Here is a 12,113-nt window from a genome sequence, read left to right on the forward strand (position 1 = left end):
CATGACCGATTCCCTCTGGAACGAAGGCGACCCGATCGCCGACACCGCGGCACCGGACGGCCCCATCGAGACCCGCTGGGAGCGCCGCACGTTCGCGGCCAAGCTGGTCAACCCGGCCAACCGCCGCAAGCTCACCGTGATCGTGGTCGGCACCGGCCTGGCCGGTGGCTCGGCCGCCGCGACGCTCGCCGAGGCCGGCTACAAGGTGCGGTCGTACTGCTACCAGGACAGCCCGCGGCGCGCCCACTCGATCGCCGCGCAGGGCGGCATCAACGCCGCCAAGAACTACCGCAACGACGGCGACTCGATCTACCGGCTGTTCTACGACACGGTCAAGGGCGGCGACTTCCGCGCCCGCGAGTCCAACGTGTACCGGCTCGCCCAGGTCAGCGTGAACATCATCGACCAGTGCGTGGCCCAGGGCGTCCCGTTCGCCCGCGAGTACGGCGGCCTGCTCGACAACCGCTCGTTCGGCGGCACCCAGGTGTCCCGTACGTTCTACGCGCGGGGCCAGACGGGCCAGCAGCTGCTGCTGGGCGCGTACCAGGCGATGGAGCGCCAGATCGGCCTCGGCAACATCGTCATGAACGCCCGGCACGAGATGCTCGAGCTCGTCGTGGTGGACGGCCGGGCCCGCGGCGTCGTCGTGCGCGACCTGGTCACCGGCGAGATCACCACCGACTTCGCCGACGCGGTCGTGCTCGCCTCCGGCGGCTACGGCAACGTCTTCTTCCTGTCCACCAACGCCAAGGGCTGCAACGTCACGGCGACGTGGCGCGCGCACCGCAAGGGCGCGCTCTTCGCCAACCCCTGCTACACCCAGATCCACCCCACCTGCATCCCGGAATCGGGTACGCACCAGAGCAAGCTCACGCTGATGAGCGAGTCGCTGCGCAACGACGGCCGGGTGTGGGTCCCCCGCAGAGCCGAGGACTGCAGGAAGCCGGCGGCCGACATCCCCGAGGAGGACCGGGACTACTACCTCGAGCGGATCTACCCGTCCTTCGGCAACCTCGTGCCCCGCGACATCGCGTCGCGCGCGGCGAAGAACGTCTGCGACGAGGGCCGCGGCGTGGGACCGGGCGGCCTCGGCGTCTACCTCGACTTCGCCGACGCCATCCAGCGGCTGGGCCGCAAGGCGGTGGAGGCCAAGTACGGCAACCTCTTCGAGATGTACCAGCGCATCACCGGCGAGGACCCGTACGAGGTTCCGATGCGCATCTACCCCGCCGTGCACTACACGATGGGCGGGCTCTGGGTCGACTACGACCTGCAGTCCACCATCCCGGGCCTGTTCGTGATCGGCGAGGCGAACTTCTCCGACCACGGCGCCAACCGGCTCGGCGCCTCGGCGCTGATGCAGGGCCTCGCGGACGGCTACTTCGTCCTGCCCAACACCATCAACGACTACCTCGCCGCCGGCCCTTTCGAGCCGGTCACGCCGGACGCACCGGAGGTCGTCGAGGCGCGGGCCCAGGTCGAGGACCGCATCGCCCGCCTGCTCGCCGTCGACGGCGACCGTACGGTCGACTCCTTCCACCGCGAACTCGGCCACATCATGTGGGAGTACTGCGGCATGGAGCGCACCGAGGAGGGCCTCACCAAGGCGATCGGCCTGATCCGCGGCCTGCGCGACGAGTTCTGGACCCGGGTCAAGGTGCCCGGCACCGGCGAGCAGCTCAACCAGAACCTCGAGAAGGCCGGCCGCGTCGCCGACTTCTTCGAGCTGGCCGAGCTGATGTGCATCGACGCCCTGCACCGCGCCGAGTCCGCCGGCGGCCACTTCCGCGCGGAGAGCCAGACCCCCGACGGCGAGGCGCTGCGCCACGACGACGAGTTCGGCTACGTCGCGGCCTGGGAGTACGGCGAGGTGCCCACGCTCCACAAGGAAGACCTGACCTTCGAGTACGTCCACCCCAGCACGCGGAGCTACAAGTAATGGACATTCAGGTACGCGTCTGGCGACAGTCCGGCCCCGAGGACAAGGGCCGGATGGTCACGTACGACGTCAAGGACATCTCCCCGGACGCCAGCTTCCTCGAGATGCTGGACGTCCTCAACGAGAAGCTCATCCTCGACGGCGACGACCCGGTCGCCTTCGACCACGACTGCCGCGAGGGCATCTGCGGCATGTGCGGCATGATGATCAACGGCGTGGCGCACGGTCCCGAACGGGCCACCACCACCTGCCAGCTGCACATGCGCCACTTCAAGGACGGCGACACCATCGACGTCGAACCGTGGCGCGCGTCGGCCTTCCCGGTCATCAAGGACCTCGTGGTCAACCGCGGCGCCTTCGACCGCATCATCGCCGCGGGCGGCTACATCACCGCCCCCACCGGCACGGCCCCGGACGCCCACGCCACCCCGGTCCCCAAGCCGGACGCGGACGCGGCGTTCGAGGCGGCCACCTGCATCGGCTGCGGCGCCTGCGTCGCGGCCTGCCCCAACGGCTCCTCGATGCTGTTCACCGCGGCGAAGGTCGCGCACCTGGGCCTGCTCCCCCAGGGCCAGCCGGAACGCGACAGCCGCGTGGTGGACATGCTGGAGGCCCAGGACGAGGCGGGCTTCGGCGGCTGCACCAACATGGGCGAGTGCACGACGGTCTGCCCGAAGGGCATCCCGCTGACGCTCATCGGCCGGCTGAACAACGACTACCGCAAGGCGATCGGCAAGCGCTGACTTACGTACGGCAGAAACGGCGGCCCGCGCCCTGGTGGACGGGCCGCCGTACGGCGTCACGGGGCAGCCGGGGGCATGATCGCGGTGCCAGAATCACCGGCATGGCGGACCTCCCTGGAACCGAGCCGCGCCGGCCGGTGTCGACGTTCGAGCTCTTCTTCGACCTCGTCTTCGTGTTCTCGCTCACCCGGGTCACCGCGCTGATCCTGGAACACCCCGACGCCGCCGGGGTCCTGCGCGGCATGCTGGTCCTGGCCCTGCTCTGGTGGGCCTGGGGTGCGTACGCCTGGCTCACCAACGCCGTCGGCACCGACGGCACCGGCTCGCGCGGCGTGGTCCTCGCGGCCATGGGGGCGATGCTCGTCGTGGCGGTGGCGGTCCCGCAGGCCTCCGGGTCCGACGCGCCGGCCTTCGCGCTCGGCTACCTCGTGGTCCGGGTCCTGCACATCGTGCTGTACGCGGTGGCCGGCGGCGCGAACCGCGCGGCCATCCTCAAGCTCGCGCCCGGCAACCTGGTCGCGTCGCTGCTGTTGATCGCCGGCGTGTTCCTGCCCCACACCGTCCAGATCGTCCTGTGGGGCGTCGCCGTGCTGATCGACTACGGCACCCCGGTGCTGACCGGAGTGGGCGGCTTCACGGTCCACGCCGGCCACTTCTTCGAACGCCACGCGCTGTTCATCATCATCGCGCTGGGCGAATCCGTCGTCGCGGTCGGCACCGGCGTCCTGCACACCGGCTCCCGCATCACCCCGCCGGCCGCGGCCGCGATCCTGCTGGCGGTGGCGGCGATCGGCGGCCTGTGGTGGACGTACTTCGACCGCGAGGCCCCGATCACCGAACACGCCCTGGCCCGTGCGACCGGCGCCCGGCGCGCCCACCTGGCCCGCGACGTCTTCAGCTACCTCCACCTGCCGCTGGTGGCGGGCGTCGTCCTCGTCGCGGTGGGCCTCGAGAGCATCATGAGCCACCCGGCCGGCCACCTCCACGGCGTGTACGCGGCGGGCCTCGGCGGCGGCGCAGCCCTGTTCCTGCTGGGTCTTGCCGGGATCAGTCTCCGGCGGGGGGATCGGCCACGCCCGGACCACCTCGCCGCCGCGGTGGCAAGCCTCTGCCTGATCCCGGTGTCGCTCGTGCTGCCGGGCATCCTCACGCTGCTCCTGCTGGTCGCGGTGCTGACGGTGATCGGCCTGAGGGACCGTGCCCTGCGCCGTTCCACCGCCCGGGCCGCCGAGCCCGACACCCCCGCACCCGCCACCCCGGCGTGACGACGGCGCTGCCGTACGGTGGGCCCGGATGGGTGAGATCATGGCGGCCGCCGCGGGCGTGTTCGCCGGTACGAATGTCGACGACCTCGTCGTGCTGACGGTTCTTTTCCTGTCGGCGCGCGCCTCCGGGCGGCCCCGGCCGTGGCACATCTGGGTGGGTCAGTACGCGGGCATCGCCACCCTCGTGGCCGTCTCCGCCGTCGCCGCGCTGGGCCTGACGCTGGTGCCGGACCGGTGGGTCGGCCTGCTCGGGCTCGTACCCATCGCCTTGGGGGTCCGCGGCCTGATCGGCGCCGTGCGGGACCGGGGCGACGGGCCGCCGGAGGTGCTGACCGCGGCGAACGCGTTCGCCGTGGCCGGGGTGACCGTCGCGAACGGCGCCGACAACATCGCCGTCTACACCCCGGTGTTCCGCAGCCTGGGGATCGGCGGCAGCGTCGTGACCTGCCTGGTCTTCGCCGCGCTGGTGGCCGTGTGGTGCGCGGTGGCGTCGTGGCTCGGGTCGCACCGGCGGGTGATCGAGGTGGTGCGGCGGTACGGGCACTGGCTGGTTCCGCTGGTGTTCGTCGCGATCGGCGTGGTCATCCTGGTCGAGTCGGGGGTGCTCGGCCGGCTGACCTGACCGCTGCAAGCCCGGCCATGAGCTCGGGCTCAGCCTCGCCACGTCCCGGTGAGCCACCCGGAACGGCCGGCGGGGTCCGACCGGTCGGGCCCGCGCCGCGGCCGGAGCAGCACCGCGGCGGCCGAGGCCACGCACACCACCGCGGCCGCGATCATGGCGGGCCGGCCACCCGCGTGCACCGCGACGGAACCCAGCGGGTTCGCCACCGCGACCGGCCCGAACATGGCCGTGGCGGCGGTGGCGGAGACGCGGCCCAGCAGGTGGTCCGGCGTACGGGCCTGCACCGCCGTGACCGCCGCGATCAGCGTCCAGGGCAGACCGGTTCCGGCGATCACCGCCCCCGCCGCCATCGCGGGCCACCACGGCAGGCAGCGGCACAGGATGCCGGCCGCGAACACGACCGTCCCGGCGACGCCCACGGCGATCTCGCCCCGCGCGGCGATGAGGCGGCCCGCGACCAGCCCGGCGACGATCGACCCGGCTCCCTGGGCGCTGAGCAGTACGCCGAGGAACGCGCTGGGCAACGCCATGTCGTCGACGACCACGGCGTACAGGGGCGCGGTCGTGAAGCCGGACATGCCGATCGAGACGCCGGCCAGCGCGACCGTCACGCGCAACGTCCGGCTCCGCCGCAGCACTCCGAGGCCGGCTCGCAACCCTCGCTCCACCGGGACGGGCGGCGGCGGTACGGACCTCAGCCGTAGCAGGGCGTACAGCGCCGCGGCGGCCAGGGGCATGACGGCGCTGAGGACGGCGACCGCCGCGCCCCCGCGCCAGGCGTAGAGGCCGGCGCCGGCGAGGGGCGCGACGAGCTTCGTGCCTTCCTGGGCGCTGGAGCGCCAGCCGTTGACCTCGCCCAGCCGGTCCGGGGGCAGCGCCGCGGGCAGCAGCGCCGACTCGCCCGCGTCGAGCAGGACGTAGCTCAGGCCGTACGCGAGGCAGACCGCGTAGATCAGCGCGGCCTGGCCCGCGGAACGGACCGCGACCAGCGAGAGGAGGGCCACCGCGAGCGCCAGGTTCGTCCCGATGAGCAGAGGCCGGCGGGGTATCCGGTCGAGGAGGCCGCCGAGCCAGGGCCCGGCGAGGGCCGGGGCGTAGACGCACAGGCCGGCGAGGCCGGCGCGGGCGGGTGACCCGGTCAGGTCGAGGATCCAGATCCCGGCGACGAGGGCCATGGCGGTGCTGCCGAAGCCGGACAGCAGGGAGATCGCCACGAACAGGACGGCGTTGCGACGCATGCCCTCCATCCTCAAAAGCTGAGCAGGATTGCAGCAACCCCAGACCGCCATGTCAACGTGCCATTGACAAGGCCGCTCGCAGCTTCTCGACCGCCGGCCGGACATGACCGGGAAGTCGTGCCCGGCCGGCGGCGAGATCGTCGGCAGCCTGGCACGCGAGTGCGTACAGGCCGCTCGGAGCGGCGTCCACGGCGATCGCGACGGTGTCGCGCACCAGAGCCGCACGCGCGAAGCGTTGCTTCCAGCGCGGGTCGGCGGCGATGGCGCGGTGCAGGTCGGACACCGCTTCGCGGAGAACCACGATGCCGGCGGCGTACCGGAGATCCTCGTCGGTGCGGCGCGCGCGGGCCGCCGCCAGCAGGCGCTGGCGGCGCTGCTCGGCGGCCTGCCGGCTGGCCAGGCCGAGCACGCCGGCGATCTGCGCCCAGGTCGCACCGCCCTGCCGGGCACGGTCGATGAGCTCGAGCTCGCGCTCGTCGAGCCGGGCGCGCGCCGGGCCCAGCTCGGCGAGCTGATCGAGATCCGTCACCGTGTCAACGGTACATTGACACGTTACGAGCACCGGCCGCCGTCGGCAGCAGAGCAGAGCAGCCGCTCCTCGTCGGCCGGCACACCGGCGACCGGTCCGGGTCCGCCCTCCGTGGCCGGTGCTGCCGAACCGGCCGGGACCAGCGCGGTCAGCACGATCGCGCCAAGCACGAATCCGGCCGCCGTCAGGTACGCCCGGGCGTACCCGTCCCGCAGCGCCTCGACCGGGGCGGCCCCGTCGGCGGCGTGCGCTCCGGTGACCCGGGCGGCGACCACGGCCAGCACCGCCAGCCCGAGCGCCGCCCCCGCCTGCTGCGCGGTGTTGGCCAGGCCGGAGATCAGCCCGGTGTCACCCGGTCCGGCGCCGGCCATCGCCAGCATGATGATCGCCGGGATCACCACACCGATGCCCAGGCCCATGACGATCAGGCCCGGCAGCACGTCGGTGAGGTAGCGCGCGCCGACCGGCATCCCGGTCATCAGCAGCAGCCCGGCCGCCAGCGCCGCGAGCCCGCCCAGCAGCACCGGCTTCACGCCCAGGCGGGCGGTCAGCCGGGGCGCCGCGAACAGGGAGACCAGGCCGATCACGATCGGCGTGGGGACGAACGCCAGGCCCGTACCCGTCGCGTCGAGCCCGAGGACCCGCTGCAGGAACAGGGCGTTGACGAACTGGAAGCCCATCCCGGTGGCGAAGATGAGGATGAGCGCGGCGCAGGCGAGCAGCAGACGGCGACTGCGCAGCACGCGCAACGGCACGAGGGGGTGGCGGGCGGACCGCTGCCGGAGCAGGAACCCGGCGACGAGGAGCACCGCGAGGGCCCCGTACGGACCACTGCCGTCCACGATGGCGTAGACGCCCGCCGACAGTCCGACGGTGATCAGCGCCGCGCCGGCCACGTCGGTGCCCGCCCGCAGGCCCGGCCCGGCCTCGCGGGGCAGCACCCGCAGCGCCGCGATCAGGACGCCGGCGCCGATGGGTACGTTCACCAGGAAGATCCACGGCCAGCCGGCGGCCTCGGTGAGCAGCCCGCCCGCGACGAAGCCGGCCGCCGCGCCGCCGGCCTGGGTGAAGCTGTAGACACCGATCGCGCGGGCCTGGGCGGCCGGTTCGGGGTGCAGCCGCACGATCAGGCTGAAGATCACCGCCGAGGCGAGGGCGCCGCCCACCCCCTGCACGAAGCGGCCCGCCACGAGCAGGGCGGGGGTGCCGGCCAGGCCGCAGAGCAGGCTGGCGGCGGTGAACACGACCAGCCCGGTGAGGAAGACGGCCCGGGCGCCCACGAGGTCGCCGAGCCGGCCCGAGAGCAGCAGCAGGCCGGCGAAGCCGACCAGGTATCCGTTGACGACCCAGGCCACTCCCGCGGCGGAGAAGCCGAGGTCGGACTGGATGGTGGGCACGGCGACCGCCACGATCGTGCTGTCCAGCACGATCATGAGCGCCATGGCACAGAGCACCGCCAGGGCGGCGGCACGGTTGCGGGGGTACGCGGAGACGGCCATGAACGCGACCGTAGCAGATGGTTCGGATGCAGACTATCTACTTGTCACGCAGTTGCCCGCTGCCGCGCCCGGCGCACCGGCCGGGGCCCGTCCCCCGGTGCACCCTCGACCAGCTGGTGCAACGCGGCGACGAACGCGGCACGGGCCGGCTCCGGCAGCGCCTCCAGCGCCTCGGCGTGCACCCGGTCGACGATGCGCTGCCCCTCCTCGGCGGCCCGGCGGCCCTCCTCGGTGACCGCGATGATCCGCGCCCGCCGGTCGGCCACGGACGGGCGGCGCCGGGCGAGGCCCCGGCGCTCCAGCTCGTCGACCGTGCTGACCATCGTCGTCTTGTCGAGGTCGGCGAGGGCCGCGAGCTGGATCTGCGTCCGTTCCTCCTCGAGCGCGTGCACCAGCACACACTGCATCCGCGGGGTCAGCCCGACGCCGGCGAGCGCCGCGGCCAGCCGGTTGTTCATGGCGTGACCGGCCGAGTTCAGCAGGCCCGTGAGATCGCGGACGGTACGGGCGGGCGCGTCGGAAGCCATGCACCGAGCCTATCCGCGGCGGGCCTACCCGACGCCGGGCCGCGTCATCAACGGTGCCCGCAGGTGCAGCGCCAGATCGGGGGTGGTCAGAGGCACGGTGCTCCAGGTCGCTGTCGCCGTACCGCCGTCGACCATCAGCCGTACCCGATGGGGGGTGGTGATGACGAAGAGGTCGGCGACGAACGTGTCACCCTGCCAGGCGCCGGACGCGACGACCGGCCGGCCCAGCGGTGAGCTCTCCCGCCACCCGCCATGACCGACCTCGACCGTACCGATCGACTCGAGCCGCAGCCGCCACCCGCCGTCGACCGGTTCCACCACCACCGCGGAGCCCGCGGGCAGCGGCGGATCCGCGGCCGCCACCACCGTCGCCTTCGCCGTACGCCCCGGCCCGGCCCGGCCCGCCACCAGCGGGAACGACAGCCGCCGCAGCCGGTCGGCGAGCACCTCGTCGTCGCGTGCGCTGCCCGGACGGCCGATGCCGGGCGACAGGCACTCCCAGACCGCGTCGGGCGTGCCACCGGGCTCCGGGCTGTGGCTGGTCACGACCACGACGAGGTCGAGCGACGGGATGACGACGCAGTGCTGGCCGAAGGCCCCGTCGGCGTAGAAGCCGTGCTCCGAGACCCAGAACTGATAGCCGTAGCCGCGGGCCGAGTCGTCCACGGACGGCGGGATGACCGAGTGCGGCCGGGTGGCCGCCTCCACCCACTCGCGCGGGACCAGCTGCCGGTCGCCCCATCGCCCGCCGCGCAGCAGCAGCTCACCGTAGGCGGCGACGGCCTCGGTCGTCAGGTGCAGGCCGTGGAAGCCGAACGCCTTGCCGCTCGCCACCAGGTCCCAGTCGGCGCAGCCGGCACCCATCGGCTGCAAGAGCCGCTCGTCGAGGAACTCCCGCAGGTCCCGGCCGGTGACCCGCTCGACGATGCGGGCCAGCACGAACGTGGTCGCGTTGTCGTAGGCGAACCCGGTGCCGGTGAACGGCACCCGCAGGAAGCCCTTCACCAGGTCGTCCGGCTCGAGCTCCCAGGCCTCGCCGAGGCTGTCCGTGGCGTGCCCGGTCGTCATCGACAGGAGGTCGTGCACCGTCAGGCGGCGAGCGTGCTCCGAGACGTCGTCCGGCACGTGGTCGGGCAGCACGTCGACCACCCGGTCGCCGAGCGCGAGCAGCCCGTCCGCGATCACCAGCCCGACCGCCGTCGAGGTGAACGACTTGGTCACCGAGTAGAGCAGCGTCGGGCGATCCGCCGAGTACGGCGCCCACCAGCCCTCGGCCACGACGTGCCCGTGGCGGACGACCATGACGGAGTGGCCCTCGACGGCCCGTTCCACGAACCGGTCCAGCAGGGCACCGATCGAGCGGGACGAGATCCCCTGGGCGGCTGGAGCAGAACGCGGAAACATGACCCTCACTTCGGCGATCGTCGGTTGGAGCGGGAGGGACGACCGACGGGCCCCCGTTGCACCCGCCGGCCGTCGTCCTCAGTGCGCGGCCAGTTCCGCCCAGCCCGGCGCCCTCGGTGCCGAGCGCAGCGGCATCCGCGCCTCCGCCGGCGTACGGTTCCCCTTGCGCTGGTTGCAGCGCCCGCACGCGGCGACGGTGTTCTCCCAGCTGTTCGCCCCGCCGCGGGAACGCGGCAGCACGTGGTCGACAGTGGACGCGACCCCGCCGCAGTAGCCGCAGCGCCGCCCGTCGCGGCTCAGCACCCCGGCCCGCGACCAGCCCGGGCCGCGGCTGTGCCGCCAGCGCGTCACCACGTAGCTGACGAGCCGGATCACGGTCGGGATCGGGAAGACCCCGATGCGCGCGTCCGGGCGGGCCTCCTGCACGACCGCCACCTCGCGGAAGAGCATGCGGATCGCGTGCCGGACGCTGACCCGGTGCAGCGGCCCGTAGTCGGCGTTGAGTACGAGGACCACGCTCATCGCGGGTCACCTCCCCTGTGGTCTGCCCATGAGAAAGCCGTCCGGCCCGACAGGAGCACGGGGCGGACGGCGGTCGGCGCGCGTGCGTCAACCCCGGTGGCAGCCCCGGCCGTGGTGTCGGAAGGCAGTCATGTGATCTCCCTCGGGCCCGGTGATCCGGGCCACGTCGTCGTGGAGAGAAAACTAGGCGGGACGGGCAGGCCCGGACAACGCAATTAATCGATCAGCGCGCGGCGTACGGCGGCGGTCAGCTGCACCAGGCCGATCACGCCGAGGGCCACCCAGACGATGACCGCGATCACCACGACGGTCCGGTCCCAGCCCGGGTGGACCAGGCCGGCGACGCCGCCGACCAGCAGCCCGCTGATGGCCACCGAGACCCGGGTCGGCCGCTCGCCCACGGTGACCGCGCCGAGGCCGCTCATGCCGCCGGCCGCCGCCCGGGCCCGGACGTACTCGTGCAACCAGCTCACCACCAGCGTCGCGACCACCAGCCAGCCCGGCGCCCCGGCGACCCAGAACGCGACCAGCCAGGCCAGCTCGCCCAGCCGGTCGGCCACCGAGTCGTACACGAACCCGAACCGGCTGGCCCGGCCGCTGATCACCGCCACCGCCCCGTCGAAGGAGTCGGCGAAGCTCGCCAGCAGCACCAGCGCCGCGCCGGCCGGCAGCGGCACGAACGGCACGCCCGCGCAGAGCAGGAGGCCGGCCGTGGTCACCGTGGACGGGCCCGCGCCGAGCCGCGCGAGCAGGCTGCCGCCGCGGTACGCCAGCCGTACCCAGCCGCGCACCACCGGCGAGGCGGCGCGCGGGTCGAAGCCGCCGTGCAGCGCCGACCAGGCGACGGCGTACTGCTCCCAGGTCACCGGTCAGGCGGCGGGCGCGGCGGCGCCGACGGACAGCTGCTGCCACACCTCGCGGGTGGCGGGCGACCGGTTCATCGTGATGAAGTGGATGCCCGGTACGCCCTCGTCCAGCAGCCGCCGGCACATCTCGCTGCACAGCTCGATACCGAGCTTGCGGACGCCGGCCTCGTCGTCGGCGATGCGCTCGAACCGTTGCAGCAGCGCGGGCGGGAACGGCGCCCCGGACAGCTGCGCGGAGCGAGCGATGGTCGCCATTCTCAGGACGGGCATCACACCCGGCACGATGGGCGTGTCGCAACCCGCCGCGGCCACCCGGTCGCGCAGCCGCAGGTAGTCGTCCGCCTCGAAGAACATCTGGGTGATCGCGAAGTCGGCGCCCGCCCGGCACTTGCTGATGAAGTTGCGGGTGTCGCTCTCGATGTCGGCCGAGCGGGGATGCTTGTACGGGAACGCGGCCACCCCGACGCTGAAGTCGCCGGCCTCGCGCAGCAGGCGGACGAGGTCCTCGGCGTACAGCACGCCCTCCGGGTGCCGCACCCACTCGCCGGTGGGGTCGCCGGGCGGGTCGCCGCGCACCGCGAGCACGTTGCGGATGCCCGCGCCGGCCAGCCGCCCGATGACGTTGCGCAGCTCGGCCACCGAGTGGTTGACCGCGGTGAGATGCGCCATGGGCAGCAGCGTCGTCTCGGTGGCCACGCGTTCGGTCACGTCGACGGTCGTGTCGCGGGTGCTGCCGCCGGCACCGTACGTGATCGACACGAAGTCCGGCCGCAACGGCTCCAGCTCGCGGATCGTCTGCCAGAGCAGCTGCTCGGCCTCGCGCGTCTTGGGCGGCATGAACTCGAACGAGAACGTGGGCTCCGGACGGCGGATCAGCGAACCGATCGCCGGGGACCCGGGGAGGCGGGAGGGAAGGCCGAGAGACACACCGCAGACTCTACCGGGCTGGCGCCTTCCGC

12 protein-coding genes are annotated in these 12,113 nt (G+C 73.2%); 4 read left to right on the forward strand and 8 right to left on the reverse strand.

From position 1 onward, the window contains the following. Window position 1: 1 nt before the first annotated feature. From COUCH_RS29905 to COUCH_RS29920, 4 genes are all read left to right on the forward strand, one after another. Window positions 2-1,939 carry a fumarate reductase/succinate dehydrogenase flavoprotein subunit gene (locus COUCH_RS29905; RefSeq protein ID WP_249608546.1) on the forward strand — a complete coding sequence of 646 codons (1,938 nt, stop codon included), beginning with the start codon at window positions 2-4 and terminating at the stop codon, window positions 1,937-1,939. Beyond that, window positions 1,939-2,682 carry a succinate dehydrogenase/fumarate reductase iron-sulfur subunit gene (locus COUCH_RS29910; protein WP_249608547.1) on the forward strand — a complete coding sequence of 248 codons (744 nt, stop codon included), beginning with the start codon at window positions 1,939-1,941 and terminating at the stop codon, window positions 2,680-2,682. The genes COUCH_RS29905 and COUCH_RS29910 overlap by 1 nt, the downstream gene beginning before the upstream one ends. Before the next feature lie 101 nt (window positions 2,683-2,783). After that, window positions 2,784-3,947, forward strand: coding sequence for a low temperature requirement protein A (locus COUCH_RS29915; RefSeq protein ID WP_249608548.1), 1,164 nt, complete (start codon window positions 2,784-2,786; stop codon window positions 3,945-3,947). 28 nt (window positions 3,948-3,975) lie between these two features. Further along, window positions 3,976-4,569: a cadmium resistance transporter gene (locus COUCH_RS29920; RefSeq protein ID WP_249608549.1), complete on the forward strand. Its 594-nt coding sequence runs from the start codon at window positions 3,976-3,978 to the stop codon at window positions 4,567-4,569. A 29-nt stretch (window positions 4,570-4,598) separates the two neighbouring features. Here the strand turns inward: COUCH_RS29920 and COUCH_RS29925 are convergent, their stop codons facing one another. From COUCH_RS29925 to metF, 8 genes are all read right to left on the reverse strand, one after another. After that, entirely contained in the window at window positions 4,599-5,807 is a 1,209-nt protein-coding gene (locus COUCH_RS29925; RefSeq protein ID WP_249608550.1) for an MFS transporter, read from the reverse strand. Between the two features lie 52 nt (window positions 5,808-5,859). Then, window positions 5,860-6,336 carry a hypothetical protein gene (locus COUCH_RS29930; RefSeq protein ID WP_249608551.1) on the reverse strand — a complete coding sequence of 159 codons (477 nt, stop codon included), beginning with the start codon at window positions 6,334-6,336 and terminating at the stop codon, window positions 5,860-5,862. Window positions 6,337-6,359: 23 nt separating this feature from the next. Next, window positions 6,360-7,835 carry an MFS transporter gene (locus tag COUCH_RS29935; protein WP_249608552.1) on the reverse strand — a complete coding sequence of 492 codons (1,476 nt, stop codon included), beginning with the start codon at window positions 7,833-7,835 and terminating at the stop codon, window positions 6,360-6,362. A gap of 44 nt (window positions 7,836-7,879) precedes the next feature. Then, window positions 7,880-8,362: a MarR family winged helix-turn-helix transcriptional regulator gene (locus COUCH_RS29940; RefSeq protein ID WP_249608553.1), complete on the reverse strand. Its 483-nt coding sequence runs from the start codon at window positions 8,360-8,362 to the stop codon at window positions 7,880-7,882. Window positions 8,363-8,386: 24 nt separating this feature from the next. Beyond that, on the reverse strand, window positions 8,387-9,766 hold the full coding sequence (locus tag COUCH_RS29945) for a serine hydrolase domain-containing protein (protein WP_249608554.1): 1,380 nt from the start codon (window positions 9,764-9,766) through the stop codon (window positions 8,387-8,389). A 78-nt stretch (window positions 9,767-9,844) separates the two neighbouring features. Further along, window positions 9,845-10,288, reverse strand: a complete 444-nt coding sequence (locus COUCH_RS29950; RefSeq protein WP_249608555.1) for an HNH endonuclease — start codon at window positions 10,286-10,288, stop codon at window positions 9,845-9,847. A gap of 215 nt (window positions 10,289-10,503) precedes the next feature. Continuing rightward, window positions 10,504-11,154 carry a CDP-alcohol phosphatidyltransferase family protein gene (locus tag COUCH_RS29955; RefSeq protein WP_249608556.1) on the reverse strand — a complete coding sequence of 217 codons (651 nt, stop codon included), beginning with the start codon at window positions 11,152-11,154 and terminating at the stop codon, window positions 10,504-10,506. Between the two features lie 3 nt (window positions 11,155-11,157). Next, window positions 11,158-12,081: a methylenetetrahydrofolate reductase [NAD(P)H] gene (gene metF, locus COUCH_RS29960; protein WP_249608557.1), complete on the reverse strand. Its 924-nt coding sequence runs from the start codon at window positions 12,079-12,081 to the stop codon at window positions 11,158-11,160. Window positions 12,082-12,113 lie beyond the last annotated feature (32 nt).

This window comes from Couchioplanes caeruleus, assembly GCF_023499255.1.
GTDB classification, from domain to species: domain Bacteria; phylum Actinomycetota; class Actinomycetes; order Mycobacteriales; family Micromonosporaceae; genus Actinoplanes; species Actinoplanes caeruleus_A.

Bases quoted from the DNA above. Each gene is read 5' to 3' on its own strand.
- COUCH_RS29905 (WP_249608546.1), top strand. From the start codon at position 2: ATGACCGATTCCCTCTGGAACGAAGGCGACCCGATCGCCGACACCGCG.
- COUCH_RS29910 (WP_249608547.1), top strand. From the start codon at position 1,939: ATGGACATTCAGGTACGCGTCTGGCGACAGTCCGGCCCCGAGGACAAG.
- COUCH_RS29915 (WP_249608548.1), top strand. From the start codon at position 2,784: ATGGCGGACCTCCCTGGAACCGAGCCGCGCCGGCCGGTGTCGACGTTC.
- COUCH_RS29920 (WP_249608549.1), top strand. From the start codon at position 3,976: ATGGGTGAGATCATGGCGGCCGCCGCGGGCGTGTTCGCCGGTACGAAT.
- COUCH_RS29925 (WP_249608550.1), bottom strand. From the start codon at position 5,807: ATGCGTCGCAACGCCGTCCTGTTCGTGGCGATCTCCCTGCTGTCCGGC.
- COUCH_RS29935 (WP_249608552.1), bottom strand. From the start codon at position 7,835: ATGGCCGTCTCCGCGTACCCCCGCAACCGTGCCGCCGCCCTGGCGGTG.
- COUCH_RS29940 (WP_249608553.1), bottom strand. From the start codon at position 8,362: ATGGCTTCCGACGCGCCCGCCCGTACCGTCCGCGATCTCACGGGCCTG.
- COUCH_RS29945 (WP_249608554.1), bottom strand. From the start codon at position 9,766: ATGTTTCCGCGTTCTGCTCCAGCCGCCCAGGGGATCTCGTCCCGCTCG.
- COUCH_RS29950 (WP_249608555.1), bottom strand. From the start codon at position 10,288: ATGAGCGTGGTCCTCGTACTCAACGCCGACTACGGGCCGCTGCACCGG.